We start from the raw sequence: 24,728 nt of genomic DNA, 5'->3' as shown, positions 1-24,728 counted from the left end.
TCCTCACGGCGCTCCGGTGACGAAGTCGATCAGCTCTTCGACGCGGGCCAGCAGCTCAGGCTCCAGATCCGCATATGTCGACACCCGCCCGAGAATGTGCCGCCAGGCTTCGGCCGGCTCGCGCCGCCACCCGAGCGCGCTGATCACGCCTTCCTTCCACGGGACGCCCCGCGGCACGGACGGCCAGGCGGGGATGCCGACCACCGACGGCTTGACCGCCTGCCAGATGTCCACATACGGGTGCCCGACCACCAGCACCTCGTCCCCCGAGATCTGCGCGGCGATGCGGCTCTCCTTCGACCCGGGCACCAGATGGTCGACCAGCACCCCGAGCCGCCGCCCGGGTTCGGGACCGAACTCCGCGACGATGGACGGCAGGTGGTCGACACCTTCCAGGTATTCGACCACGACCCCCTCCACCCGCAGGTCGTGCCCCCAGATCTTCTCCACCAGCGAGGCGTCGTGCACGCCCTCGACGTAGATCCGGCTCTCCCGCGCCACCCGCGCCCGTAGCCCGTCCACGGCGATCGACCCCGACGCGCTCCGCCGTGCCGCAGCTGAGCCCGGCGAGCCCCCCGGAGCGGGCCGGACCAGCGTCACAGGTTTGCCGTCGAGCAGGAACGCGGCCGGGGCCAGCGGGAACAACCGCCGCCGCCCGTGCCGGTCCTCCAGCGTGACCGCCTCCTTGTCGCAGGCGACCACGGCCCCGCAGAACCCCCCGTCCGCGTCCTCGACCACCAGATCGAGATCGGCGGGGATCTGCGGGATCTTGCCGCGCAGCGGCCTTCGCCAGTCTTCGGAGAGCACGTCCCGCTCGTACATGCCGACGAAACTAGTACATCAGCTGGCGCTTGCGGGCTCCGCTCCGCTTGACCAGCACCACGATGGTGGTGACCACCGCGATCAGGAAGCCGATGACCGGCAGCGCCAGCAGCGCGATCACCCCGCCGACGATCTTGTCAGCGCCGGCCGCCAGTTCCCTGCCGACGCCGAACTTGACGCCTTCGCCGTCGCAGCTGACCTGGTACTGTCCAGCGGCCGGGACGCCCACCGCGAACAGCATCTCCCACTGGTCGGAGCCAAGGGTCAACGACTGCGAGACGGTGGGCTGGGTCAGCGTCACCTTCTGGTCCGGGTTGGCGCCCTGGACCTGGCATTCCACGTTGGTCGCCTGGTCGGCGGAGGCCCAGATGGCCGGCTTCGCGACCGGGTCGAGCTGGACCTTGACGGTCTCCGCGCTCGCGAACGTCGTCGTCGGGGCGGCGTCGTTGATCGAGGAGAAGATGCCGCCGGCGAATCCGAGGACACCCACGACCAGCAGGACCAGGAAAAGCACCCAAGACAGGACGATCCACAGCACTCGCGGGCGGATCGGCGGCCGGGGGGCGGCGTAGGGGGGAGGCGGCGGCGCATACTGGCCGTAATTTTGACTGTAAGGAGAACTCATAACCAAAAGTGTGGTGGTTCCCACTTGTGGGACGTTTGCAGTCGACTTGGTCTTTCTGCCCGGCTGGTGTTATCGCACCCTGTGGGCGCTAGCCGTACACTTGGCACTCGGGAACACCGAGTGCCAGGGGAGGTGAGCACGTGGTTGACGACCGGAAGTTGGCGGTGCTGCGCGCCATCGTCGAGGACTATGTGTCCACCAACGAGCCGGTGGGCTCCAAGGCGCTGGCCGACCGGCACAACCTGGGCGTCTCACCGGCCACGATCCGCAACGACATGGCCGCGCTGGAAGAGCAGGGTTACATCCACCAGCCGCACACGAGCGCGGGCCGGGTGCCCACCGACAAGGGCTACCGGCTGTTCGTGGACCGGCTGTCCCAGGTCAAACCGCTGACCGGGGCGGAGCGCAGGGCGATCGAGACCTTCCTGGCCGGGGTGGTCGACCTGGACGAGATCGTGACCCGCACGGTGCGGCTGCTCGCGCAGCTGACCCGGCAGGTCGCGGTGGTGCAGTATCCGTCGCTGACCAGATCCTCGGTCCGGCATGTGGAGATCGTTCCGCTGGGCGAGCGCCGGGTGATGCTGGTGCTGATCACCAACACCGGCCGGGTCGAGCAGCGGGTGGTCGACCTGCCCGACGCGATCGGCGACGACCGGGTGGCCCACCTGCGGGCGGTGCTGAACGCCTCGCTGGACGGCTGCGGCCTGTCCAGCGTCCCGGACAGGGTGGCCGACCTGCCAGAACGGCTGGCCGCGGAGGATCGCCCGGTGGCGGTCACGCTGCTGTCGGTGATCCTGGAGACGCTGGTCGAACGGCACGAAGAGAAGATCGTCTTCGCCGGGGCGGCCAACCTCGCGGCGGCCGACTTCAGTGTGGGCCTCCGCGACGTGCTGGAGGCATTGGAGGAACAGGTCGTGCTGATGCGCCTGCTGGGCGAGACCGGCGACCTGTCCGAGCTGACCGTCCGGATCGGCTCGGAGAATCCCTACACCGGTCTGCGCGGCACTTCGTTCGTCGCCGCGGGATACGGTGCGGGCGACAAGGAACTGGCCCGGCTCGGAGTGCTGGGCCCGACGCGAATGGACTATCCGGTGACGATGGGTGCGGTGCGCGCCGTGGCGCGTTATGTCGGCCAGATCCTGGCGGGGTCATAAGTGGCCAAGGACTATTACGCGACCCTCGGGGTGCGCCGGGACGCCAGCCAGGACGAGATCAAGAAAGCCTACCGGCGGCTCGCGCGCGAGCTCCATCCTGACGTCAACCCCGATCCGCAGACCCAGGAGCGGTTCAAGGAGATCACGCAGGCCTACGAGGTCCTGTCGGATCCGCAGAAGCGCCAGATGCACGACCTGGGCGGCGACCCGTTCGGCGGCGGCGGAGCGGGGGCCGCCGGCTTCGGCCAGGGCTTCCCGTTCAGCGACATCATGGACGCCTTCTTCGGCACGGCTTCCGCCTCCCGTGGCCCGCGATCCCGCGCCCGGCGCGGGCGCAACGCCACGATCCGGGTCGAGCTGGACCTGGCCGAGTCGGGCTTCGGCACGACCCGCGAGCTGGTGGTCGACACCGCCGTCCTGTGCGAGGTCTGCCAGGGCTCCGGCGCCGCCGCCGGAACGCATCCTGACACCTGCGACATGTGCCACGGCCGGGGTGAGGTGTCCCAGGTCACCCGCTCGTTCCTGGGCCAGGTCATGACCTCGCGCCCGTGCCCGCAGTGCGGTGGGTACGGCAGCGTGATCCGGCATCCCTGCCAGGAGTGCTCGGGCGACGGCCGGGTTCGCACCCGCCGTACCATCAAGGTCAGGATTCCGGCCGGGGTGGAGGACGGGACCCACATCCAGCTGGCCGGCGAGGGCGAGATCGGGCCGGGCGGCGGCCCGCCCGGAGACCTGTTCCTGGAGATCGTCGAGCGGCCGCACGCAATATTCGAACGGCGCGGAGACGACCTGCACTGCACCGTGCAGATCCCGATGACGGCGGCCGCGCTGGGCACCTCGCTCAGCATGGAGACGCTGGACGGCACCGAGGAGATCGACGTCCGCCCGGGCACCCAGTCCGGCCAGGTCATCCCGCTGTACGGCCGGGGCGTGCAGCGCCTCAACGAGACCGGCCGGGGCGACCTGCTGATCCACGTCAACGTCGAGACCCCGCTCAAGCTCGACGCCCAGCAGGAGGAACTGCTCAGGGAGCTGTCCAGGCTCCGTAACGAGGAGCGTCCGCCCGGCAAGTTCACCCCCGGCCAGCAGGGTTTCTTCTCCCGCCTCAAGGACGCCTTCAACGGTCGTTGACTGCAAGCTCAGAGCGAAGGCTGGGCCCGGCACGCCGGCCCAGCCTTAGGGTGATTGTCATGACCGTGCCCGTGTTCCTGCATGACCTGGGTACCAGCCCGCGCCTCCTGCTCGACGGCCCGGAGGGCCGGCACGCCGCGTCGGTCCGGCGGCTGCGCGCGGGCGAACGCGTCGATCTCACCGACGGCGCGGGCGCGGTGGCCGAATGCGTGGTCATTGAGGCGCTCAAGGACGCCCTGGAGCTGGACGTGCTCCGCCGCTACGATGTGCCCGCGCCGGAACCCCGGCTGGTCGTCGTCCAGGGTCTCCCCAAGGGGGACCGTGGCGAGCTGGCCGTGGAGACGATGACCGAGGCGGGCGTGGACGTGATCGTCCCCTGGGCGGCCGGCCGCTGTGTCACCCAGTGGAAGGGCGATCGGGGCGAGAAATCCCTGTCCCGCTGGCGTTCGACCGCCCGCGAGGCCGCCAAACAGGCCCGCCGCTACCATCTCCCGGAGATCTCCGGCCAGGCGACCACCAACCAGGTCGCCGCGCTGCTGGCGGAGGCGGCGCTCGCCGTCGTGCTGCACGAGGAGGCCACCGAGCCGCTGAGCCGCCTGGACCTGCCCGAAAAGGGCGATATCGTCCTCGTGGTCGGCCCCGAAGGCGGCATCACCGACGACGAAATCACGAAATTTCGGGCAGCGGGCGCGACCCCGGCCCTGCTCGGCCCCACCGTGCTGCGCACCTCGACGGCGGGCGTCGTCGCCGCGGCCGTCCTGCTCGCACGCTCAGGACGCTGGTAACTGACCTCACCGCCGGAATCAGCCGGACCTGGGGTCACGGCCGATTCCGGGGATCGTCAGCTTGACGGGGACAGGCCTCCGGCCGACTCGGTCGGGCCGCTGCTGGCCAGCGGGCTCGGTGAGGTCGAGCAGCCGTCGCCGGAGCAGCCGGACGGGGTCGGGCTCGGCGAAGGGGGTGACGGTGTTTCCGACGGGGTCGGCTTCGGGGTGGGGGTGGGCGACGGGGACGATTCGTCCGGTGGGCAGTCCTCGCCGTCGTTGGGCTCGGGTTCGACGATGGTCGGCGTCGTCGTCGGGGAGGCGCACGGGTCGGGGGTGTCCGCCGCCGCGGTGGGGGACGGGGGCGCGGTGTGGGTGGACTCCGCGGAGACCTCGCCCGAGACGCTGGGCGACGGGGGGAGGACGACGAGGGGGGCGGTCGGCTGCGGCGGGGGCGGCTGCTGGGTGGCGCCGATCTCGGGGACCTGGCCGGACTCGTCGCCGGTGGTCAGGCCGATGCTGGTCTCCACCTGGTCGCGGAGGCCGGGGACGACCATCACGACGGTGCCCGCCACCAGGGCGGCCGCAGCCACCGAGGCGCCGATCCGCCACCAGAAGATGTTGCGCAGCCCGTTGAAGCCGCGGTTGTCGATGCGGTGCCTGATGATTTCCAGGCCTTCGGGAGACGGCACGACCGAGTCCGCCTCCGCGCGCATCGCACGGCGGAGCAGAGCGCCGTACTCGTCGGGGGGGATGGTCATGAGAACTTCTCCAGTACCTGCCGTAGTGCGGCCATGCCGCGCGCCGTGTGACTCTTCACCGCGCCCTTGCTGATGCCCATCGCGCTGGCGATGTCGGCCTCGGAGAGGTCGCCGTAGTACCGCAGCACCAGGGCCTCGCGCTGCCGGGTCGGCAGGCCGCGTAACGCCTCGATGACCGCGGTGCGTTCGAGCTCGCCGATGGCGCCGTTCTCCGCGCTCGGCGCGTCCGGCAGGCCCTTGGGGGCGTACTTCTCTACGACGGCGCGATGACGCAGCACGGAGCGCGATCGGTTGACGACCGACTGGCGCAGGTAAGCGAGTGCCTTGTCGGGGTCGCGCAGTCTGCGCCACGCGCCATGAAGGGCGACGAACGCGTCCTGGACGACTTCCTCGGCGCTGGCCACATCTCTGACCAGCAACACTGCGAGACGCACGAGTGACCGATAGTGCGCACTGTAGAGCGCCGTTACGGCCATGTCGGCATCCCACCCGACGGGCACCGCTCCCAGCGACCTTTCGGCCACGAGGGTCTCGGTGGTCACATCAGTAGGACGCTCGTCCTTGCCCGAGGGTTTACGCTCTTCCGAATCTTTAGGGGGCATGGCCCAGTTGTGTCCTCGCCCGACACGGGGGTTTAGTTGACGGTGCAGTGTCGCACATAAACCCTATCCGGGCGGATCTTTCCGCGGGACCATCACGGCATTACCGATTGGCAACGCTAGGCTTCCCGATGTGAGCGATTGCCTGTTCTGCAAGATAGTGGCCAGCGAGATTCCCGCCACGATCGTCCATGAGACCGCCACCACACTGGCCTTCCGGGACATCAATCCGCACGCTCCCGTGCACGTTCTGGTCATCCCGAAAGAGCACTACGAGGACGCGGCGGCGTTGGCCGAAGCCGGCCTGGCCGGTGACGTGCTGATCGCCGCCGCGGCGGTGGCCGCCCAGGAGGGCATCGTCGAGTCCGGATACCGTGTGATTTTCAACACCGGCCCGGACGCCGGGCGGACGGTCTTCCACGCGCATGCGCACGTGCTCGGCGGCACCGGTCTCAGCCTGCGCCTCGGCTAGCATTGGTGAGAATTAGGGAGGGGAGCAGGCCGCAACGGCCGCCCATGTCCGAGACGCGCGAAACACAGAAGACCCACGCAAAAGTGGTCATCCCCGATGAGCACGCGATGATCAGCATTCTGGGCTCGCGGGACGAGCTGCTGAGAGTCATCGAGAAGTCGTTCCGGGCCGACATCCACGTGCGGGGCAACGAGATCACCATCACCGGGCCGCCGGACGAGAGCGGCGTGGTGGTCCGGCTGTTCGAGGAGCTCGTCGAGCTGGCCAAGTCCGGCGCCGAACTCACCCCCGACTCGGTGGAGCGGAGCATCGCCATGCTCCGGAAGAGCTCCGGCAAGCCGGCCGAAGTGCTGTCGATGGACATCATCTCCTCGCGTGGCCGGACCATCCGGCCGAAGACGGTGAACCAGAAGAAGTACGTGGACATGATCGACAAGCACACGATCGTGTTCGGGATCGGGCCGGCCGGCACCGGCAAGACCTACCTGGCGATGGCCAAGGCCGTGAAGGCGCTGCAGGAGAAGAAGGTCAACCGGATCATCCTGACCCGGCCGGCCGTGGAGGCGGGGGAGCGGCTCGGCTTCCTGCCCGGCACGCTGTACGAGAAGATCGATCCGTACCTGCGGCCGCTCTACGACGCGCTGCACGACATGCTCGACCCCGACTCGATCCCGCGGCTGATGGCGGCGGGGACGATCGAGGTGGCGCCGCTGGCGTACATGCGGGGCCGGGCCCAGCCGGTTTACGCGAAGGTGCTGACGCCGGACGGGTTTCGCCCGATCGGCGACCTTCAGGCGGGGGACCTGGTCATCGGATCGAACGGCGAGCCGACCCCGGTCTTGGGGGTGTATCCGCAGGGTGTGAAGGATATCTACCGGGTCACCGCGCAGGATGGATCGTCGGCGCTCTGCTGCGGCGAGCATCTCTGGACGGTGCGAACCGCGTCGGACCGCCGTCGCGGTAAGGGCTGGCGGGTCCTCCAGACGCAGGAGATGATCGGCAATCTCCGCGCCGCGCATGCCCGCCGATACGAGCTGCCGTTGCTGACCGCCCCGGTGTGCCTGCCGGCGCGCGAGGTCCCCATGGACCCCTATGCCCTGGGCCTGCTTCTCGGGGACGGCTGTCTGACCGGCTCCACGACGCCTTCGTTCAGCACGAACGAGCCGGAACTCGCCACCGCGCTGGGCGCGTGCCTGCCAGGCGTGAGAATGCGACAGAAGTCCGGGGTGGACTACGTCCTCAACCGAATCACGGCGCCTGGCGACGTCATCACTCTGGAGAACCCGGTCACGGGCGTGTTGCGCGCCCTGGATCTGCTTGGCGGCAGGTCGGTGCCGAAGTTCGTGCCCGACGATTACCTGTGCAACTCTGCCGAGGTCCGCCTGGCCCTGCTCCAAGGGCTGCTGGACTCGGATGGCGGGCCGGTGACTCAGTCCGGGCGGACGTGCCGCATCCAGTACACGACGACCTCGATCCTGCTCCGGGACGACGTTATCGCCCTGGTCCAGTCCTTGGGCGGCGTTGCCTACAGCCGCCGCAGGGCGGCCGCGGGCCGCAAGCCCGGAAACGCCAGAGGGCGCGAGGTGCATCATCGCCGCGACGCTCACATTATCGACATTCGGCTACCCGAGGGCATCGAGCCGTTCCGGCTCGCGCGTAAACGGGAGAAGTACCGGGCCGCCGGGGGCGGCGGCCGGCCGATGCGGTTCATCGACAGCATCGAGCCCGCGGCCCCCGCCGAAGCGGTGTGCATCCAGGTGGCGGCGGCCGACTCTCTCTACGTCACGCAGGACTACCTGCTGACTCACAACACCCTCAATGACGCGTTCATCATCCTGGACGAGGCGCAGAACACCTCGCCGGAGCAGATGAAGATGTTCCTCACCCGGCTGGGGTTCAACTCCAAGATCGTGGTGACCGGTGACGTGACCCAGATCGACCTGCCCGGCGGTCAGGACAGCGGCCTGAAGGTGGTCCAGCACATCCTGGACGGCATCTCCGACATCCACTTCAGCCGCCTGACCAGCGCCGACGTGGTCCGTCACAAGCTGGTCAGCGAGATCGTGGACGCCTACGGGAAGTATGACGCGGCGGTCGCCTCCGACCCCCGCTCGACCGGCAACCGCCCGAGGGGCCGTCGATGAGCATCGAGGTCGCGAACGAGTCCGGCACCGACATCGACGAGGGCACGCTGGTCGCCCTCGCCGGGCACGTGCTGGGCAAGCTGGGCATCAACCCGCTGGCCGAGCTGTCCATCCTGGTGGTGGACGAGGCGGCGATGACCGCGCTGCACGAGCAGTGGATGGGCGAGCCGGGCCCGACCGACGTGCTGGCCTTCCCGATGGACGAGCTGCGCCCGCACCAGGCCAGGTCGGAGGAGACCGCGCCGGATCCGGCGCTCCTCGGCGACGTGGTGCTCTGCCCCGTCGTGGCCGCCAAGCAGGCCGCCGAGGCCGGGCACAGCACCCAGGCCGAGCTGGAACTGCTCTGCACCCACGGCATTCTCCATCTGCTGGGCTACGATCACGCCGAGCCCGAGGAGCACGCCGAGATGTTCGGCCTCCAGGGCGAGCTGCTCGAATCGTGGCGGGAGGTGCGCCCGAAGCCGTGACTAACGGCTGGTTGTTCTCGGCCGTCGCGCTCATCGTGACCGGCGGCCTGTTGGCGAGCGCGGAGACCGCGCTGACGCGCATCTCGCGCGTGCGCGCCGAGGAGTTCGTCAAGGAGGGCCGTCGCGGCGCGCTGCGGCTCCAGGCGATCGTGGCCGATCCGCCGCGCTACCTGAACCTGCTCCTGCTGCTGCGGCTCAGCTGCGAGCTGGCCGCCACTGTGATCGCGACCCTGCTGGTCATCGACTGGCTCGGCGACACCGGCCGCGCCTACGCGGTCGCCGCGGTCATCATGATCCTGGTCAGCTACGTGATCGTCGGCGTCTCGCCGCGCACCCTCGGCCGCCAGCACGCCGAACCGGTCGCGCTGGCCAGCGCCCCCGTCGTGTACGGCTTGACGCGCATCTTCGGCCCGCTCCCCAAGCTGCTGATCCTGCTCGGGAACGCGCTAACCCCCGGCAAGGGCTTCCGCGAGGGCCCATTCACCTCCGAGGCCGAACTGCGCGACCTGGTCGACCTGGCCGAGGAGCGCCGGGTCATCGAGCCGGACGAGCGCGAGATGATCCACTCGGTCTTCGAACTCGGCGACACGCTGGTCCGCGAGGTCATGGTGCCGCGCACCGACATGGTCTTCATCGAACGCAACAAGACCCTGTCACAGGCGCTGTCCCTGGCGCTGCGGAGCGGCTTCTCCCGGGTCCCGGTCACCGGCGAGAACGAGGACGACGTCATCGGCCTCGCCTACCTCAAGGACATCGTGCTGCGCATGCAGGACACCGGCGAGACCGACATCCGCATCGACGAGCTGATGCGCCCCGCCACCTACGTCCCCGAGAGCAAGCCGATCGACGAGCTCCTGCGCGAGATGCAGGCCCGCCAGATCCACCTGGCCATCGTCATCGACGAGTACGGCGGCACCGCCGGCCTGGTCACCATCGAGGACGTCCTGGAGGAGATCGTCGGAGAGATCGCCGACGAGTACGACCAGGAGGCCCCCAGGATCGAGTGGCTGACCGAAGGCGCGGCCCGCGTCACCGCCCGCCTCTCCGTCGACGAACTGGCCGAGATGTTCGACACCGATATAGAGGTGGAGGACGTCGACACGGTGGGCGGCCTGCTGGCCCACGCCCTCGGCCGGGTGCCCATCGCGGGCTCGGAGGCTTGCGTGGACGGCCTCCGGCTCACCGCCGAGAACCTGGCGGGGCGCCGGAACCGGATCAGCACGGTGGTCGTCCGGCGCGTGGACGACGACGAGTCGGTGCCGGTCGGGAGCTGAACAGCGAAGGCTACTGGCCGATGCGTCCGTCGATCCGCTCGCGCAGCAGGTCGGCGTGGCCCATGTGGCGGGCGTACTCCCAGATCATGCCGATCAGCGCCTCGCGCAGCGACATCTGCCCGCCGCCGCTGCCGTGCAGGTTCAGGGGGTCGTCGCCGGTGATGTCGAGACTGGGCGCCTCGGCCACGAACCGGGTGGCGAAGTCCGCCTCCGCGCGCCAGGCCGCCCACGCCTGCGCGACCACCTGAGGGTCGGCGACGGCGCCGTCGAAATCGCCGTCACGGTCGGTGGCGGTGGTGAACAGCTTGGGCACGTCCTGGCCCGCCATCATGACCCGGAAGGTCGCACGCTCCACCTCGGCCAGGTGCCGCACCAGCCCCAGCAGCGACATCGTCGACGGTTCGACGGCACGCCGCGCCATCGCCTCCGCGTCGAGATCTGAGCATTTCATCTCCAGGGTGAGGCGTGCGCAGCGCAGGTTCTCGACCAGCGTGGTGCGCTCGTCGCCCAGCGTCGGCCCGTTCTCACGCGGGTCGTCGTCGGACGGCTTGCCGTCCGCGGTGAACATGTCGGCTCGTCTGGTCGTGGCCATGGCCGCCATCATCGGCGATGCGCGGGCGGCCGACAAACGATTATCGGCCGCGGACCGGGATGACGCGGCGGGGCCGGCCGGGGTGGATGGTCTCGTCGAACAGGAGCCATTCGGTGATGGTGATGTGGAAGACGCGTTCGCCGGGGGCGAGGTGGACGGGGTCGGGGGAGCCGGTCTCGGTGGCGGTGCCGGTGAAGGTGGCGCCCCGGGAGTCGGGGGTGAGGATGGCGCCTGCGGCGCGGGGGTCGTGGCGGAGGTTGCGGGCGTGCATGCGGTCTTCGTGGGCGACGAAGTGGAGGCGGTCGGGGGCGAAGGTGGCGTGGTAGGTGAGGCTGCACAGGGCGGGGGAGCCGTCGGGGGACAGGGTGGCCAACTGCATGACTCTGGAGGTGGAGACATGTTCTATGAGAAGCCGCCTGTTGAGCGCGAGTTCGCTGATCACAGGGTCAGGGTGACGGGAGCCGGTTGGATCGCTCTTGCAGCGATACCGGCAAAGTTCGCAAGCGTTCTTTAAGCGGATTGCAAGTACGGTGGGGCATCTTCTAGTCAAGGCGCTCGGGAGGGGTTCGGAGCGCCGAAGGGATTAACCGGAGCGCCGGGAGGGGTTCGCGGCGCACCGGCCGATCCCGGGGGGAAACATCGATTAGAGGGCTCTCGTCTGACGGGGGCCCTCTAATGATGTTTACGGGGCGATCGCCGACCCTCAACGGATGTTTACCGCCTTCACGCCTATAGCTGGAGATTGCCGTTTTTGGCGATGGGGAAGGAAGCCCGTCGGCGGGGTGATTTCGGGCCCGCCGGGGGGATCATGGCGGGGGAGCCGGAATGCGGAACGTTGGGCTTGCTGTTGGCTGCTGTCTGATTGTGCTGGGGTGCGGCGGGGAGCCGGCGGCGCCGGCGAATCCGCGCAGCACGCCGGAGACCGCGCGGCTGCAGGCACTGCTGGGCACCCGGCCGGAGATGCCCGCCGGGTTCTCCGACCGGGCCAGGGACCACTGGCAGCCGCCGTTCACGCCGTCCAGCGGCACCTGCCGCAAGGTGTTCGCGTTCTTCTCGGGACGGCCGCCCAAGGAGGAGTTGAGCGCGGCGTCGGCGGTCACCTACCAGGGCGACGGCGTCGGGTCGATGGCGGTGGTCAGCCTGGCCGTCTACCGGGGGAACGAGTCGGCCCGGCAGCTGGACGTGCTGCGGGGCGCGCTGGACCGGTGTCCCACGGCGGACGACACCACGCCGGGGGCGGGCAATCGGCTGACCTCCGCCACCCTGGCGGTGAACGAGGACGGCTGGGTCACCCGGCGGTTGAAGGGGCGGGTGGGGGGATATCCGTACGAGATGCATGTGGTGCTGGCGCGGCAGGGCCGTACCCTCGTGGGGTTGATGAACGCCGGGGTGCGGGCGCCGGACGTCAAGCGGACCGAAGAGCTGGGCCGTTTGTTCGTGGCCAAGGTCGGTACCCTTGATCTGTGACGCTGGACGCTGAAGATACGAAGATCATTACCCTGGCGCGGTCGGCCCGGGCCCGGAACGGTTCCGCCGAAGGCGCGGCCGTCCGGGACGAGACCGGGCGGACGTATGCGGCGACCGACGTCGACCTGCCCTCGCTCAAGCTCTCGGCCGTGCAGGTGGCGGTGGCGATGGCGGTGTCCAGCGGCGCCGAGTCGCTGGAGGCGGCGGCGCTGGTGACCGAGGCCGAGGATCCGTCCGCGGACGACATTGCGGCGATCGAGGACGTGGGGAACGCCATCCTGTACGTGGCCGGCCCCGACGGGGTACTGAAAGGCCGATATGTCTGACTTCCGGGCCGGGTTCGCGGCGTTCGTCGGACGGCCCAACGTCGGCAAGTCCACCCTGATGAACGCCCTGGTGGGCACCAAGGTGGCGATCACCTCCTCCAAGCCGCAGACCACCCGCCGGGTGATCAGGGGCATCGTGCACCGGCCGGACGCGCAGCTGGTCATCGTGGACACCCCGGGGCTGCACCGGCCCCGCACCCTGCTCGGCGAGCGCCTGGACAGCCTGGTGCTGGCCACGCTGAGCGAGGTCGACGTGCTCGGCTTCTGCGTGCCGGCCAACGAGCAGATCGGCAAGGGCGACCGGTTCATCGCCGAGAAGCTGGCCGCGGTGAAGAAGACCCCGGTGATCGCCGTGGTCACCAAGTGCGACCTTGCCACCCGCGAGCAGATCGCCCAGCAGCTGCTGGCCGTCTCCGCGCTGGCCGACTTCGCGGAGATCATCCCGGTCTCGGCCGTCGGCGACGACCAGCTCGGCCTGCTCGCCGACCTGCTCATCGCCCGCCTGCCCGAATCCCCGCCGCTGTACGCAGGCGGCGAGCTCACCGACGAGCCCGAGCAGATCCTGGTGGCAGAGCTGATCCGCGAGGCCGCCCTGGAAGGCGTCAGGGACGAGCTCCCGCACTCGATCGCCGTCGTCGTGGAGGAGATGGGCCCCCGCGAGGGCCGCGAGGACCTGCTGGACATCTACGCGTTCATGTATGTCGAGCGTCCCACCCAGAAGGCCATCGTGATCGGCCCCGGCGGCGCCCGCCTGAAGGACGTCGGCACCCGTGCCCGCCAGCAGATAGAGGCCCTGCTCGGCAGCCGCGTCTACCTGGACCTGCGGATCAAGGTCGCCAAGGACTGGCAGCGCGACCCCAAGCAGCTCCGCCGCCTGGGCTTCTACGACTGACGCGGGCGGCCGTGCCGGATCAGCGCGGTCGCGGCGAACCCGGCCACCACGATCGAGGCCAGCAGGGCGGCGAACCAGCCGTACAGGATGGTCGGGTGCACCTCCAGCACGCCGGCGATGCCGAAGCTGAGGCGGTCGGCGAGGCTGCGCGGGTCGGTCAGGAACATCGCCAGGGAGAAGGCCGCGACGGCGCCGGGGAGGATGGCCAGGCCGGTGAAGAGCCAGCCTTTGGCCATTTTGGCCAGGCCGACGATGCCCAGGGCTGACGCGGTCAGGCCGGAGGCGACCACGAACCAGCCCGCGCCGTCCTCGGTGCCGTGCATGGCGTGGGTGAACTCGGTGTGGAGCAGGTCGATCTCGGCGGTCAGGCCGGCCCAGGGCAGGACGCCCGTGACGGCGAGGGCCAGACCGGCGAGCACGACGCCGAAGGCGGGGATCAGGCTCGGTTGGGGTGCGTCTGCCACGTTTCCACCCTACGGGAGACTCTTGTCGGCGAGCCGTTCTCCCCATTCCAGCCGCCGCCGGAGTTCGACCGTGTCGGCGGCGAGGGCGGACACCAGCGTGCCGGGGCCGGCCAGCGGCAGGACCGCGCAGCCGTCGGCGAGGTGGCGTTCCCTGGGCAGGTCGCCGGTGAGCAGGGTGCTGCCGACGCAGCGGGCCGAGCCGTACACGGCGGGGCTGTCGTCGACCGCGGGGTCGCCCACCAGGAGTTCCTGGCGGAGCAGCGGGACGTCGTCGACGATGGCGTCGAAGCGGGAGTGGCAGCGGCCTGACGCTTCGCCGTACCGGCCGAAGACGAGTTCCTCGCGCCAGAACACGGTCGCGCCGGGGGCTAGCGTGAGCCGGACGGCGACGCGAAGGTCGCAGCCGGCCGCCAGGACGATCGGTTCGGGGGAGTAGCGCAGGGCTGCGCGGGCGCCGACCCTGGCGGTCACGGTCAGGCGGGAGAGGCCGGGCAGGGCCAGGGTACTCGCCACCGAATGTACGGCGAGCGTGGTGTGCGGGGCGACGTCGATGGTCAGCTCGAAGTGGTCGCCGCCGAGCGGGCCCGCCGCCGTGGAGACGAGGTGCACGACGCCGGGCCCGGTCTGGCGCAGCGTCAGGGGAGGGTCGGAGCGCAGGGTCTCCAACCTGGTGCCGCTGTCGTTCTCACTGTCGTACTCGGTGCGGATGACCGCCCGGGCATGGAGCCCGGGCGGGTCAGACCGTGTGCGCGTGCTGGTGGTGCCAGGCGTCGACGATGCCGACCACCCATTCGGCGACCGAATGGGCACCCTTGTCCTCCCTGATCGAGGTGAAAAGCACGGGTTTGCCATCCCGGACTTTGGCCGCGTCCCGGGACATCACCGTAAGGTCCGCGCCGACCATCGGCGCCAGATCGGTCTTGTTGACCACGAGCAGGTCGGCGGCGGTGACGCCGGGGCCGCCCTTGCGTGGCACCTTGTCGCCGCCGGACACGTCCAGCACGAAGATCTGCCGGTCGGCCAGGCCGCGGCTGAAGGTCGCGGTCAGGTTGTCGCCGCCGCTCTCCACGATCACCAGATCGAGCGGCCCGAACCGCTCCTCCAGCGTCTCGACCGCGTCGAGGTTGGCGGCGATGTCGTCCCGGATCGCCGTGTGCGGGCAGCAGCCGGTCTGCACCGCCAGGATCCGGTCCGCGTCGATGACTCCCGCCCGGCGCAGGAAGTCGGCGTCCTCGGTGGTGTAGATGTCGTTGGTGACCACGCCCAGTCGCATGGACGGGCCCAGGCTGCGGCAGAGCGCCGCCACCAAGGCGGTCTTGCCGCTGCCGACCGGGCCGCCGATGCCGAGGCGGAGCGCCCGGCCGTGCCCGTCCGGCGCCTGGTGGTGGTCGTCATGGTTAGCTGACAAAGAGCCTTACCTCCGTACGTAGGTGCTGTTCAGCCAGCAGATCGAGAGCGGGGGCGGCATGAGCGGGCAGGCTTGACCAGTCGTCGGCCTGAATGACGCAGGCTTCGTGGGCAGCGTCGTTGAGTGCGGGAGCGAGATCGGCGAGCAGCCGGTGCACGAGCACCGGGTCGAGCCCGAGCAACCGGACCGCGGCCGTGGCCGGCGCGGTCACCGAAGTGTAGGCCGCGGCCAGCGCCGCCTGGCGCGGCTCGCATCCGGCCGCCGCGGCGGCGGCGCCGAGCGCGACGGGATGATGCGCCCCGTCCGGTACGGCTGCCGCCAGCGAGTCCAGCGCCTCGGACGGCCAGATCCTGCGGGTGGTCCTGACCAGCAACCGGCCCTGGGTCCTGCTGGCGTCCCGCTGCGCGGGCGAGGAGATCCGGGCGTCCGCCTCGGCGTCCAGCCGGCGCCAGCGCTCCTGGGCCGGGTCGGCTCCGAGTTCGCACGCGGCGGCGGCCAGGGCCGCGGTGACCACTCCGGCCGTGGCGAGCCGGCCACGGAGGAACCGCGCCAGGTCCTCCGGGCCGGTGATCGCCCCGACGCGTACGGCCTCCTCCGCGCCGCCCGAGTGGGCGTGGCCGCCCGCGGGCAGCCGGGAGTCGGCCAGCAGGAGCATGGCCATGTCGCCGTGCATCCGGATCCTCTCAGAACAGGAAATATCGCTGGGCCATCGGCAGTTCGGTCGCGGGAGCCGGTTCGATCAGCTCCCCGTCGATCCGGACTTCGAACGTGTCCGGCCGGATGTCGATGTCGGGCAGGGCGTCGTTGAGGCGCATCGCGTCCTTGCCCCGGGCGCGCACGTCGGCGACCGGCACCAGCCGCCGCCGGACGTTCAGCCGGTCGGCCAGGCCGTCCTCGATCGCCAGCGGCGCCACGAAGTGCACGGAGGTGGCGGCCGGGGTCACCCCGTACGCGCCGAACATCGGGCGGGGCAGCACCGGCTGCGGGGTCGGGATGGAGGCGTTGGCGTCGCCCATCTGCGCGTACGCGATGACGCCGCCCTTCACCACGAGATCCGGCTTGACCCCGAAGAAGGCCGGGCTCCACAGCACGAGGTCGGCCAGCTTGCCCACCTCGACCGAGCCGACCTCACCCTCCAGCCCATGAGCAATAGCCGGATTTATCGTATATTTCGCGATGTATCGCTGGGCGCGGAGGTTGTCGGCCGGGCCCGGGAGGGTGCCGCGGCGTTTCTTCATCACATGCGCGGTCTGCCAGGTCCGGATGATCGTCTCACCCACCCGGCCCATCGCCTGCGAGTCGGAGCCGATCATCGAGATCGCGCCCAGATCGTGCAGCACGTCCTCCGCCGCCATCGTGCTCGGCCGGATCCGCGACTCCGCGAACGCCAGATCCTCCGGAATCGACGGGTTCAGATGGTGACACACCATGAGCATGTCCAGATGCTCGTGATGGGTGTTGATCGTGTGCGGCCTGGTCGGATTGGTCGAGGACGGCAGCACGTTCGGCCGCGCGGCCACCTTGATGATGTCCGGCGCGTGCCCGCCCCCCGCCCCCTCGGTGTGATACGCGTGGATCATCCGGTCGCCGATCGCCGCCAGCGTGGACTCCACGAACCCGGCCTCGTTGAGCGTGTCGGTGTGAATCGCCACCTGGACGCCGGTCGCGTCGCACACCTTCAGGCAGGCGTCGATCGCGGCGGGGGTCGTCCCCCAGTCCTCGTGCAGCTTGAACCCGGAAGCCCCGGCGCGCAGCTGCTCCAGCAGCCCTTCCTCGCTGACCGTGTTGCCCTTGCCGAGCAGCGCCACGTTCACCGGCATGCCGTCCATCGACTCCAGCATGCGCGCCAGGTACCAGACCCCGGTCACCGTCGTCGCCTTGGTGCCCTCGGCCGGTCCGGTCCCGCCGCCGACGAGCGTGGTCACCCCTGAGGACAGCGCTGCGTCGACGATCTGCGGGCAGATCAAGTGCACGTGCGAGTCGACCGCCCCGGCGGTGACGATCTTCCCGTTCCCGGCCAGGATCTCGGTCGAGGGGCCGATCACCAGGTCGGGGTGGACGCCGTCCATCGTGTCCGGGTTGCCGGCCTTGCCGAGGGCGACGATCCGGCCGTCCCTGATCCCGATGTCGGTCTTGATCACGCCCCAGTGGTCGAGCACGACCGCACCGGTGATGACCAGGTCGGGCGCGCCTTCCGCGCGGGTCGCGCGGGCCTGGCCCATCGACTCGCGGATCACCTTGCCGCCGCCGAAGACGGCCTCGTCCCCGGCTCCGGCCGGGCCCATCGCCCGGTCCTCGGTCACCTCGATGAACAGGTCGGTGTCGGCCAGCCGGACCCGGTCGCCGGTGGTCGGGCCGTACAGGGCGGCGTAGCGGGCGCGGTCGAGGCTAGTCATCGAGAGGCCCTGCCCATTCCGTACGGAGACCGGGGACGATCCTGTTCCCGGCCAGTGGCACCAGTGTCACGTCACGCTCGATCCCGGGCTCGAACCGGATCGCCGTCCCGGCGGGCACGTCCAGCCGGGTGCCCCAGGCCGCCTCCCGGTCGAACTGCAGACCCGGATTGCAGGCCGCGAAATGATAGTGCGAACCCACCTGGATCGGCCGGTCGGCCGTGTTCACCACCCGGACCACCACCCGCGGGCGCCCCGGGTTCAACTCCACCGGCTCCACGCCGGGCACGATCTCCCCGGGGACGCTCATGAGATCGGGTGGTGCACGGTGACGAGCTTCGTGCCGTCCGGGAACGTGGCCTCGATCTGCACCGAATCCAGCATCTCGGGCACCCCCTCCATGACGTCCTGACGGCGGAGCACCTTCCGGCCCGCGTCCATCAACTCGGCCACCGTCCGCCCGTCCCGCGCCCCTTCGAGCAGAAAGGAGGCGATCAGCGCGGTGGCTTCCGGATGGTTCAGCCGAAGGCCCCGGCCCATACGATCACGGGCCACGCCGGCCGCGACATGAATAAGAAGGCGTTCCTGCTCGTGTGGGGTGAGCCGCATGACGGGACGATAGGTACTTGCCGTTTCCCCGGTGTTACAGCGAGATTTCCGCCGTGAGTCCTTTCACCCCAGCGGCACCTGGGCGAACAGGGGGCATCGGTGAAATCCCGGTAATGCGCATTTAACCTATCCGAACTTACCGCGAAATGTCACTCGATCACCTTGGCGGCAGATGGGTCGGTGCGGGGGCCGTATCGGCAAGGAGGAAGTAATTGCGGAATTCAACCTGGCGTGCCGGAGTCGTAATGGCGGCTCTGGTCACCGCGCTCGCCGCCTGTGGCGGAGATCCGGCGACGACCGAGGGAACGGCTTCCGGTGGTGGCGGAAACACCATCAAGGTCGGTCTCCTGCACTCTCTCAGCGGCACGATGGCGATCAGCGAGGTTACCGTCAGGGACGCCGAACTGCTGGCGATCGAGGAGATCAACAAGGCCGGCGGCGTACTCGGCAAGCAGCTCGAACCCGTCGTGGAGGACGGCGCGTCCGACTGGCCCACCTTCGCGGAGAAGGCCAACAAGCTCATCGCGCAGGACAAGGTGGCCACCGTGTTCGGCGGCTGGACCTCGGCCTCCCGCAAGGCGATGCTGCCGGTCTTCGAGAAGCGCAAGGCGCTGCTGTGGTACCCGGTGCAGTACGAGGGGCTGGAGAGCTCGCCGTACATCTTCTACACCGGCGCGACCACGAACCAGCAGATCATCCCCGGCCTTGACTATCTCAAGGAACAGGGCAAGAAGAAGATATTCCTGGTCGGCAGCGACTATGTCTTCCCGCGCACCGCGAACAAAATCATCAAGGCCTACGCCGCGGCCAACGGAATGGAAATCCTCGGCGAGGAATACACCCCGCTCGGCCACACCGAATACTCCACGCTGACCAACAAGGTGGTCCAGGCGAAACCGGACGCGGTTTTCAACACGCTGAACGGCGACAGCAATGTGGCCTTCTTCAAGCAGCTGAAGAGCGCGGGCGTCACCGCCGAGTCCATGCCCGTCCTCTCGGTGAGCGTCGCCGAGGAGGAGGTCACCGGCATCGGCATCGACAACATCGTCGGCCACCCGGTGGCCTGGAACTACTACCAGACCACCGAGAACCCGGCCAACACCAAGTTCGTCGAGGCCTTCAAGGCCAAGTACGGCGCGGCCAAGGTCACCTCCGACCCGATGGAGGCCGGCTACAACTCGGTCTACCTGTGGGCGGAAGCGGTCAAGAAGGCCGGCACGGTCGAGGTCGAAGCGGTCAAGAAGGCGGCCGGCGGCATCGCGCTGGAGCGCCCGGAGGGCCTGGTCACCATCGACGGCGAGACGCAGCACATGTACAAGACCGCCCGGATCGGCATCATCCAGCCGGACGGTTTGATCAAGGAAGTGTGGAACTCGGGTGAGCCGATCAAGCCCGACCCCTTCCTGAAGACCTATCCGTGGGCCGGAGGCCTGGCCTCCTAGCTCCTCTCTGCGACAGGCTCCGGAGCCGCCACAACCGCGGCGGCTCCGGAGCCGAGGCACATCCACGGATATTTCGAGAAATCGTAAGGAAGGGGCACGGTGGAGGGATTCCTCAACCAGCTGCCGATCGGGCTGTCGATCGGCGCGGTCCTCCTGCTCATCGCGCTCGGGCTGACGTTCACGTTCGGGCAGATGGGCGTGATCAACATGGCCCACGGCGAGTTCATCATGGCCGGGGCGTACACGGCTTTCCTCCTCCAGGACCTCGCGGGGCGCAGCGCGGTGCTGGTGGCGCTGCCGGTCGCGTTCGTGGTGGCCGGGCTGATGGGGCTGGTGCTGGAGCGCGCCGCGATCCGGCACTTCTACGGCAGGCCGCTGGACACGCTGCTGCTCACCTGGGGCGTCAGCCTGGTGCTCCAGCAGCTGGCGCGTGACCTGTTCGGGGCGCCGAACGTGCAGGTGCTGTCGCCGACCTGGCTGCAGGGGGCGATCGGGCCGATGCCGTACAACCGGCTGTTCATCCTGGCCCTGGCGGTCGGCAGCGTGGTCGCCATCTGGCTCTACATGAACCGGAGCGCGCAGGGGCGGCGGATGCAGGCCGTCATGCAGAACCGGCAGCTGGCCGCGACCAGCGGCATCAACACCGGGCGGGTCGACCAGCGCACCTTCTTCATCGGCTCCGGGCTGGCCGGGATCGCCGGGGTGGCGCTGACCCTGATCGGCCCGGTCGGGCCGACGCTCGGCACCTACTACATCGTGGACGCGTTCCTGGTCGTCGTCGCCGGCGGGCTCGGCCAGCTGCGCGGCGCGGTCATCGCCGCCGCGGCGCTCGGCCTGCTCAACTCCTACGCCGAGTTCTGGACCAACGCCAGCCTCGCCAAGGTCATCGTGTTCGCGGCGATCATCGCGTTCCTCCAGTTCCGTCCGCAGGGCCTGTTCGTCCTCCGTTCAAGGGCACTCACATGACCGCAGTTCTGGAGAAGCCGACCCAGCTCACCCCCGAGAAGCCGCCACGCCAGTGGAAGGGCCCGGCTGTGTTCGTCGCGGTCGCGATCATCGCGCTGGTGGTCATGCCGCTGCTGCTGGAACCCTTCCGGCTGGGCCTGCTGGCCAAATACCTCTGCTACGCCATCGTCGCCCTCGGGATCGGGCTGGCCTGGGGGCAGGGCGGCATGCTCACCCTCGGCCAGGGCGTCTTCTTCGGCCTGGGCGGCTACGCGATGGGCATGTTCCTGAAGCTCAACGACGCCGGCGGCGACCTGCCCGACTTCATGGTGTGGAGCGGGGTCGAGCAGCTGCCCGCGCTCTGGGCGCCGTTCGGCAATCCGGTGTTCGCGCTGGCCATGGTGGTGGTCGTGCCGCTGGTGGTGGCGGTGCTGCTGGGCACGCTGGTGTTCCGGCAGCGGGTCCGCGGCGCGTACTTCGCGATCCTCACCCAGGCGCTGGCGGCGGCGATGGTCATCCTGCTGGTCGGCCAGCAGGGCCTGACCGGCGGCACCAACGGGCTGACCAACTTCTTCGACTTCTTCGGCAACGACGTGGCGGCCGAGTCGACGCAGCGCGGGCTCTACCTGACCGTCGCGATTGTGCTCGGCGTGCTGTATCTGGCCGCCTGGCAGCTGGTGCGGAGCCGGTTCGGGCGGCTGCTGCTGGCCGTACGGGACGGGGAGGACCGGGTCCGTTTCCTCGGCTACAACCCGGCCACCGTGAAGACGATCACGTTCGCCATCTCGGCGGTCATGGCCGGCATCGCCGGGGCGCTGTTCGTGCCGGTCGTCGGCATCATCTCGCCCGCGCTGCTCGGCGTGGTGCCGTCGCTGGAACTGGTGGTGGCCGTCGCCGTCGGCGGGCGGTTCGCGCTGGCCGGGGCCGTGCTCGGCGCGGTCGTGATGGGCTACGCCAAGACCTACTTCAGCGAGGAACTGCCGGACGCCTGGCTCTACCTCCAGGGCGCGCTGTTCATCCTGGTCATGACGCTCGCCCCGAAGGGCATCGTGGGCGTGGCCGCGGCACTGCGGGGCCGCCTGAGGAAGGAGGCGTCGGCATGACGGCGCTGCTGGAGGTTCGCGACCTTTCTGTGGTGTTCGATGGCTTCCGGGCCATCGACGGCGTGGACTTCACCGTGCAGAACGGCGAACTGCGCTTCCTGATCGGCCCCAACGGCGCCGGGAAGACCACCCTCATCGACATCATCACCGGCCTCACCAAGCCGACCACCGGCACCGTCGTCTTCGACGGCAAGTCGCTGGCGGGCAAACGCGAGCACGAACGGGTGCGGCTGGGCATCGGCCGTACCTTCCAGACCTCGGTGGTGTTCGAGGAGCTCACCGTCCTGGAGAACCTGGACTTGGCCGCCTCGTTCCGCCGCCCGCTCTGGCAGCTGCTGGCCCGCCGCAAAGGAGTCGTCGCCGCCGTCGAACAGGCCCTGGAGACCACCGGCCTGGGCGACCTGGCCACCCGCAAGGCGGGCGTGCTCTCCCACGGCCAGCGCCAGTGGCTGGAGATCGGCATGCTCATCGCCCAGGGCCCGCGCCTGCTCCTGCTGGACGAGCCGGTGGCCGGCATGTCCTCCGACGAGCGGGCCCGCACCGGCGAACTGCTCACCTCGATCGCCAAGGACCACACGGTCATCGTGATCGAGCACGACATGGAGTTCCTGCGCCGTTACGCCTCCCAGGTGACCGTGCTGCACGAAGGCAAAGTACTGATCGAAGGCTCGGTAGACGAGGTGCGCGCCGATCCCCGCGTCCAAGAGGTCTACCTGGGCCGCGCCCGCGAGGAGGCCGCACACGATGCTGTCAGTTGACCGCCTGGAATCCGGCTACGGCCGGGCCCGCGTCCTGTTCGGCGTCTCCGTGGAGGTGGCCGCCGGCCAGCTCGTCTGCGTGATGGGCCGCAACGGCGTCGGCAAGACCACCCTGCTCAACACCCTGATGGGCGTGATCCCCAGCACCTCCGGCACGGTCACCTTCGAGGACCGCGACATCACCCGCCTCAAACCCCACGAGCGGGTACGGCTCGGCATGGGCTACGTCCCCCAGGGCCACGAGACCTTCCCCCAGCTCACCGTGCACGCCAACCTCCAGGTCACCCTGGACGCCTCCGGCAACCCCGCCTCCGCCATGGACGAGGCCCTGGACGTCTTCCCCCGCCTGAAACCCCTGCTCAAACGCCGCGCCGGCTTCCTCTCCGGCGGCCAGCAACAACAACTCGCCATCGCCCGCGCCCTGGTCACCCGCCCCAAACTCCTGATCCTCGACGAGCCCACCGAAGGCATCCAGCCCTCCATCATCATCGAGATCGAGGAGGCCATCGAGCGGCTGCACGCCTCGGGCATCGCCATCCTGCTCGTCGAGCAGTACCTCGACCTCGCCCTCCGCCTGGCCGACCGCTACGTCATCCTCGACGCCGGCCGCGTCGTGCACGCCGGAACCGCCGCCGACCTCCAGGGAGAGGAGGCCCGCCGCCTGCTGGCCGTCTGACCATCCAGAGCTAGATGGACATGGCGCCAGGGGCTTCCTGGCTTACCTTGCCTTCGGTTAGGACGATGACGCGGGAGTTGCGTTTCTCGATCTGCATGAGGGCGCCGGGGACCGGCGCATACGTGAGCGGGTGGACTTCGACCTGGAGTTTTCCTTCTTGGGAGCGGTTGAATGCGCGGATGCGGTCGGTGTAGGTGCTGATGAGCTGCTCGCGTTCCGGTCCGTATCCGCAGGCGCCGAGCTCACTGTGACCTGGTCGTCCAGGCCGACGGGTGAGGTAGGCGAAGCTATCGCTGGTGAGCAGGCCCATGGCTCCCCAATTGAACGCGGGCGGGACGAGGCCGGAGCCCTGGACCGCGCCGCTTCCCGCCAGGAGCCGGAAGAACCCGTCTAGTCCGGCGAGCCAGAAGTCGAGCTCGCCGGTGACGGTGACTTCGATCCCGGTCCATGACTGCGCGGGGCTGCTGGACAGCGCGCGCTGCAGAGCGTCGGCGTCGGCCAGGTGGCCGTCGTCGATGCGGATGGTGACGCCGGTGTCCGCGAGGGGGATGTTGCGTTCGGCGACGGCGCCGACCCCGCGGATCGGCATGAAACCGCACTCATGCATCGACCGGCTGCGCCAGGTGCCTGCCATGTGCTCGAAGGTGACCGAGCGAGTGAGGCCCCGCATCCTGAGCGGGACGACGAGAAGCCCACCGGGGGCGAGTTGGTCTGCCCAGGCGGCTGGCAGCTCCCAGGCGCCGGCGGTGACGATGATCCGGTCGTAGGGTGCGTTCGGCGGATGGCCGTACTCGCCGTCGCCGGCGACGACGGTCACGTGCCCGTACCCGGCCGTGGCAAGCGCCTGCTGTGCTTCCGCGGCGATGCCGGGGTCCAGCTCGACAGTGGTGACCTGCCCGGCTGGGCCGGTGAATTCGCTGGGGCCCGACCTCGTCCGCAGCAGCAGGCCGTTCAATCTCGAAGCGGAGACCGCGGCGGACGGCGAGATCATTCGTTGTGAGCCTGACAAGGTCAAACATACGAGAATCCGCAGCCAACTGGCCCGCCACTGCGGTCAGCCACGCCCCGCTTGGGACACTGCGGGCGCGATGCCCGCTGCCGAGCCGCAGCATAACCCTCTTGCCGCCGACGCGAGCAAGGGCAGCGGCGGCGAACGCGCCGTTCGGCACCGGCCGCCAGCGTGCCCGCAGCTCATAGCCTCGTAAGGTCGCCGATCCACGGCTGCCACCATCACCGAGTCCCTCAAAGCCTGTCCCAGCCTGCCGCGACGCGAGGAACACGGCCTCCTGGAGCAGCGGGCCGGCCCCGGGCTCAGGCTGCCCGGCGGGCACCGGCAGCAAGGGGATCCGGGCCAGCGCCTGTGGCCGGACGTCGAACAGACGACGGGTCATGGTCTTCTTCTCCTAACCGGGCCGTTCCCCGGGGCAGGCGGCGCACGAT

29 protein-coding genes and 2 pseudogenes are annotated in these 24,728 nt (G+C 69.6%); 16 read left to right on the top strand and 15 right to left on the bottom strand.

The features are described from left to right. Window positions 1–3 precede the first annotated feature (3 nt). Window positions 4–822, bottom strand: a complete 819-nt coding sequence (locus tag Acor_RS19530; protein ID WP_155338122.1) for a DUF3097 domain-containing protein — start codon at window positions 820–822, stop codon at window positions 4–6. Between the two features lie 10 nt (window positions 823–832). Then, window positions 833–1,447 (bottom strand): hypothetical protein, encoded by a 615-nt coding sequence (locus Acor_RS19525; protein ID WP_155338121.1) that lies wholly within the window; start codon window positions 1,445–1,447, stop codon window positions 833–835. Window positions 1,448–1,587: 140 nt separating this feature from the next. On the opposite strand from Acor_RS19525, the gene hrcA reads away from it, so the two are divergent. Genes hrcA through Acor_RS19510 form a run of 3 tightly spaced genes read left to right on the top strand, consistent with a single transcriptional unit; the run spans window position 1,588 to window position 4,517 of the window. Continuing rightward, window positions 1,588–2,601, top strand: a complete 1,014-nt coding sequence (gene hrcA / locus Acor_RS19520; RefSeq protein ID WP_155338120.1) for a heat-inducible transcriptional repressor HrcA — start codon at window positions 1,588–1,590, stop codon at window positions 2,599–2,601. After that, entirely contained in the window at window positions 2,602–3,732 is a 1,131-nt protein-coding gene (gene dnaJ / locus Acor_RS19515) for a molecular chaperone DnaJ (RefSeq protein WP_155338119.1), read from the top strand. Between the two features lie 59 nt (window positions 3,733–3,791). Further along, window positions 3,792–4,517 carry a 16S rRNA (uracil(1498)-N(3))-methyltransferase gene (locus tag Acor_RS19510; RefSeq protein WP_155338118.1) on the top strand — a complete coding sequence of 242 codons (726 nt, stop codon included), beginning with the start codon at window positions 3,792–3,794 and terminating at the stop codon, window positions 4,515–4,517. 56 nt (window positions 4,518–4,573) lie between these two features. On the opposite strand, the gene Acor_RS19505 is transcribed toward Acor_RS19510, so the two are convergent. Both Acor_RS19505 and Acor_RS19500 read right to left on the bottom strand, forming a co-directional pair. Then, a complete protein-coding gene (locus Acor_RS19505) occupies window positions 4,574–5,257 on the bottom strand; it encodes a hypothetical protein (RefSeq protein ID WP_155338117.1) in 684 nt (227 codons plus the stop codon). Continuing rightward, on the bottom strand, window positions 5,254–5,733 hold the full coding sequence (locus Acor_RS19500; protein WP_155338116.1) for a SigE family RNA polymerase sigma factor: 480 nt from the start codon (window positions 5,731–5,733) through the stop codon (window positions 5,254–5,256). Before Acor_RS19500 ends, Acor_RS19505 begins: the two co-directional genes overlap by 4 nt. A gap of 256 nt (window positions 5,734–5,989) precedes the next feature. Between Acor_RS19500 and Acor_RS19495 the strand changes: the two genes are divergently transcribed. The 5 genes and pseudogenes from Acor_RS19495 to Acor_RS19480 all read left to right on the top strand — a co-directional run bounded on the left by Acor_RS19495 (window position 5,990) and on the right by Acor_RS19480 (window position 10,213). Then, entirely contained in the window at window positions 5,990–6,328 is a 339-nt protein-coding gene (locus Acor_RS19495; RefSeq protein ID WP_155338115.1) for an HIT domain-containing protein, read from the top strand. Between the two features lie 44 nt (window positions 6,329–6,372). Then, window positions 6,373–7,059, top strand: a pseudogene (locus Acor_RS44470) (PhoH family protein); the annotation flags it as partial. Beyond that, the gene (locus Acor_RS46330) at window positions 7,048–8,472 is read left to right on the top strand and encodes a PhoH family protein (protein WP_422664820.1); all 1,425 of its coding nucleotides are present in this window, start codon (window positions 7,048–7,050) and stop codon (window positions 8,470–8,472) included. The pseudogene Acor_RS44470 and the gene Acor_RS46330, both read left to right, overlap by 12 nt. Beyond that, on the top strand, window positions 8,469–8,939 hold the full coding sequence (gene ybeY / locus Acor_RS19485; protein ID WP_155338113.1) for an rRNA maturation RNase YbeY: 471 nt from the start codon (window positions 8,469–8,471) through the stop codon (window positions 8,937–8,939). Before Acor_RS46330 ends, ybeY begins: the two co-directional genes overlap by 4 nt. Then, entirely contained in the window at window positions 8,936–10,213 is a 1,278-nt protein-coding gene (locus Acor_RS19480) for a hemolysin family protein (RefSeq protein ID WP_246238781.1), read from the top strand. Before ybeY ends, Acor_RS19480 begins: the two co-directional genes overlap by 4 nt. Before the next feature lie 10 nt (window positions 10,214–10,223). On the opposite strand, the gene Acor_RS19475 is transcribed toward Acor_RS19480, so the two are convergent. Further along, window positions 10,224–10,805, bottom strand: coding sequence for a DinB family protein (locus tag Acor_RS19475; protein ID WP_155338111.1), 582 nt, complete (start codon window positions 10,803–10,805; stop codon window positions 10,224–10,226). 40 nt (window positions 10,806–10,845) lie between these two features. After that, window positions 10,846–11,247: a pyridoxamine 5'-phosphate oxidase family protein gene (locus Acor_RS19470; RefSeq protein WP_155338110.1), complete on the bottom strand. Its 402-nt coding sequence runs from the start codon at window positions 11,245–11,247 to the stop codon at window positions 10,846–10,848. Window positions 11,248–11,630: 383 nt separating this feature from the next. Here Acor_RS19470 and Acor_RS19465 point away from each other — a divergent pair, with 383 nt between their 5' ends. Genes Acor_RS19465 through era form a run of 3 tightly spaced genes read left to right on the top strand, consistent with a single transcriptional unit; the run spans window position 11,631 to window position 13,490 of the window. Then, entirely contained in the window at window positions 11,631–12,272 is a 642-nt protein-coding gene (locus Acor_RS19465; protein ID WP_155338109.1) for a hypothetical protein, read from the top strand. Further along, window positions 12,269–12,598 (top strand): cytidine/deoxycytidylate deaminase family protein, encoded by a 330-nt coding sequence (locus Acor_RS19460; RefSeq protein ID WP_155338108.1) that lies wholly within the window; start codon window positions 12,269–12,271, stop codon window positions 12,596–12,598. Before Acor_RS19465 ends, Acor_RS19460 begins: the two co-directional genes overlap by 4 nt. Continuing rightward, window positions 12,591–13,490 carry a GTPase Era gene (gene era / locus Acor_RS19455; protein WP_155338107.1) on the top strand — a complete coding sequence of 300 codons (900 nt, stop codon included), beginning with the start codon at window positions 12,591–12,593 and terminating at the stop codon, window positions 13,488–13,490. The genes Acor_RS19460 and era overlap by 8 nt, the downstream gene beginning before the upstream one ends. On the opposite strand, the gene Acor_RS19450 is transcribed toward era, so the two are convergent. The 7 genes from Acor_RS19450 to Acor_RS19420 all read right to left on the bottom strand — a co-directional run bounded on the left by Acor_RS19450 (window position 13,481) and on the right by Acor_RS19420 (window position 18,364). Further along, window positions 13,481–13,954 (bottom strand): hypothetical protein, encoded by a 474-nt coding sequence (locus tag Acor_RS19450; protein WP_155338106.1) that lies wholly within the window; start codon window positions 13,952–13,954, stop codon window positions 13,481–13,483. The two genes, era and Acor_RS19450, sit on opposite strands and share 10 nt — an antisense overlap. Before the next feature lie 9 nt (window positions 13,955–13,963). Then, on the bottom strand, window positions 13,964–14,620 hold the full coding sequence (locus Acor_RS19445) for an urease accessory protein UreD (RefSeq protein WP_246238779.1): 657 nt from the start codon (window positions 14,618–14,620) through the stop codon (window positions 13,964–13,966). A 70-nt stretch (window positions 14,621–14,690) separates the two neighbouring features. Then, window positions 14,691–15,362 (bottom strand): urease accessory protein UreG, encoded by a 672-nt coding sequence (ureG, locus tag Acor_RS19440; protein ID WP_155338104.1) that lies wholly within the window; start codon window positions 15,360–15,362, stop codon window positions 14,691–14,693. After that, window positions 15,352–16,035 carry an urease accessory protein UreF gene (locus Acor_RS19435; protein ID WP_155338103.1) on the bottom strand — a complete coding sequence of 228 codons (684 nt, stop codon included), beginning with the start codon at window positions 16,033–16,035 and terminating at the stop codon, window positions 15,352–15,354. The genes ureG and Acor_RS19435 overlap by 11 nt, the downstream gene beginning before the upstream one ends. A gap of 10 nt (window positions 16,036–16,045) precedes the next feature. After that, on the bottom strand, window positions 16,046–17,758 hold the full coding sequence (locus Acor_RS19430; RefSeq protein ID WP_155338102.1) for an urease subunit alpha: 1,713 nt from the start codon (window positions 17,756–17,758) through the stop codon (window positions 16,046–16,048). Beyond that, window positions 17,751–18,065, bottom strand: a complete 315-nt coding sequence (locus Acor_RS19425) for an urease subunit beta (RefSeq protein WP_155338101.1) — start codon at window positions 18,063–18,065, stop codon at window positions 17,751–17,753. Before Acor_RS19425 ends, Acor_RS19430 begins: the two co-directional genes overlap by 8 nt. Next, on the bottom strand, window positions 18,062–18,364 hold the full coding sequence (locus Acor_RS19420; protein WP_155338100.1) for an urease subunit gamma: 303 nt from the start codon (window positions 18,362–18,364) through the stop codon (window positions 18,062–18,064). The genes Acor_RS19425 and Acor_RS19420 overlap by 4 nt, the downstream gene beginning before the upstream one ends. Window positions 18,365–18,609: 245 nt before the next feature. On the opposite strand from Acor_RS19420, the gene urtA reads away from it, so the two are divergent. The 5 genes from urtA (at window position 18,610) to urtE (ending at window position 23,288) form a co-directional block, all read left to right on the top strand. Beyond that, a complete protein-coding gene (gene urtA, locus Acor_RS19415; RefSeq protein WP_155338099.1) occupies window positions 18,610–19,806 on the top strand; it encodes an urea ABC transporter substrate-binding protein in 1,197 nt (398 codons plus the stop codon). A 99-nt stretch (window positions 19,807–19,905) separates the two neighbouring features. Beyond that, the gene (urtB, locus tag Acor_RS19410) at window positions 19,906–20,772 is read left to right on the top strand and encodes an urea ABC transporter permease subunit UrtB (protein WP_155338098.1); all 867 of its coding nucleotides are present in this window, start codon (window positions 19,906–19,908) and stop codon (window positions 20,770–20,772) included. Further along, window positions 20,769–21,854 (top strand): urea ABC transporter permease subunit UrtC, encoded by a 1,086-nt coding sequence (gene urtC, locus Acor_RS19405; RefSeq protein WP_155338097.1) that lies wholly within the window; start codon window positions 20,769–20,771, stop codon window positions 21,852–21,854. Before urtB ends, urtC begins: the two co-directional genes overlap by 4 nt. Then, on the top strand, window positions 21,851–22,612 hold the full coding sequence (gene urtD, locus Acor_RS19400; RefSeq protein ID WP_155338096.1) for an urea ABC transporter ATP-binding protein UrtD: 762 nt from the start codon (window positions 21,851–21,853) through the stop codon (window positions 22,610–22,612). Before urtC ends, urtD begins: the two co-directional genes overlap by 4 nt. After that, a complete protein-coding gene (urtE, locus tag Acor_RS19395; protein WP_155338095.1) occupies window positions 22,599–23,288 on the top strand; it encodes an urea ABC transporter ATP-binding subunit UrtE in 690 nt (229 codons plus the stop codon). Before urtD ends, urtE begins: the two co-directional genes overlap by 14 nt. A gap of 10 nt (window positions 23,289–23,298) precedes the next feature. On the opposite strand, the gene Acor_RS42930 is transcribed toward urtE, so the two are convergent. Together Acor_RS42930 and Acor_RS46325 are read right to left on the bottom strand one after the other, a co-directional pair. Further along, window positions 23,299–24,243, bottom strand: coding sequence for a class I SAM-dependent methyltransferase (locus Acor_RS42930; protein ID WP_246238777.1), 945 nt, complete (start codon window positions 24,241–24,243; stop codon window positions 23,299–23,301). Between the two features lie 37 nt (window positions 24,244–24,280). Next, a pseudogene (locus Acor_RS46325) lies at window positions 24,281–24,679 on the bottom strand (lantibiotic dehydratase); the annotation flags it as partial. Window positions 24,680–24,728: the final 49 nt, after the last annotated feature.

The organism is Acrocarpospora corrugata, assembly GCF_009687845.1.
GTDB lineage: Bacteria > Actinomycetota > Actinomycetes > Streptosporangiales > Streptosporangiaceae > Acrocarpospora > Acrocarpospora corrugata.
The sequence above is the reverse complement of the archived record's forward strand: the minus strand, read 5'-3'. Positions and strand labels throughout refer to the sequence as shown.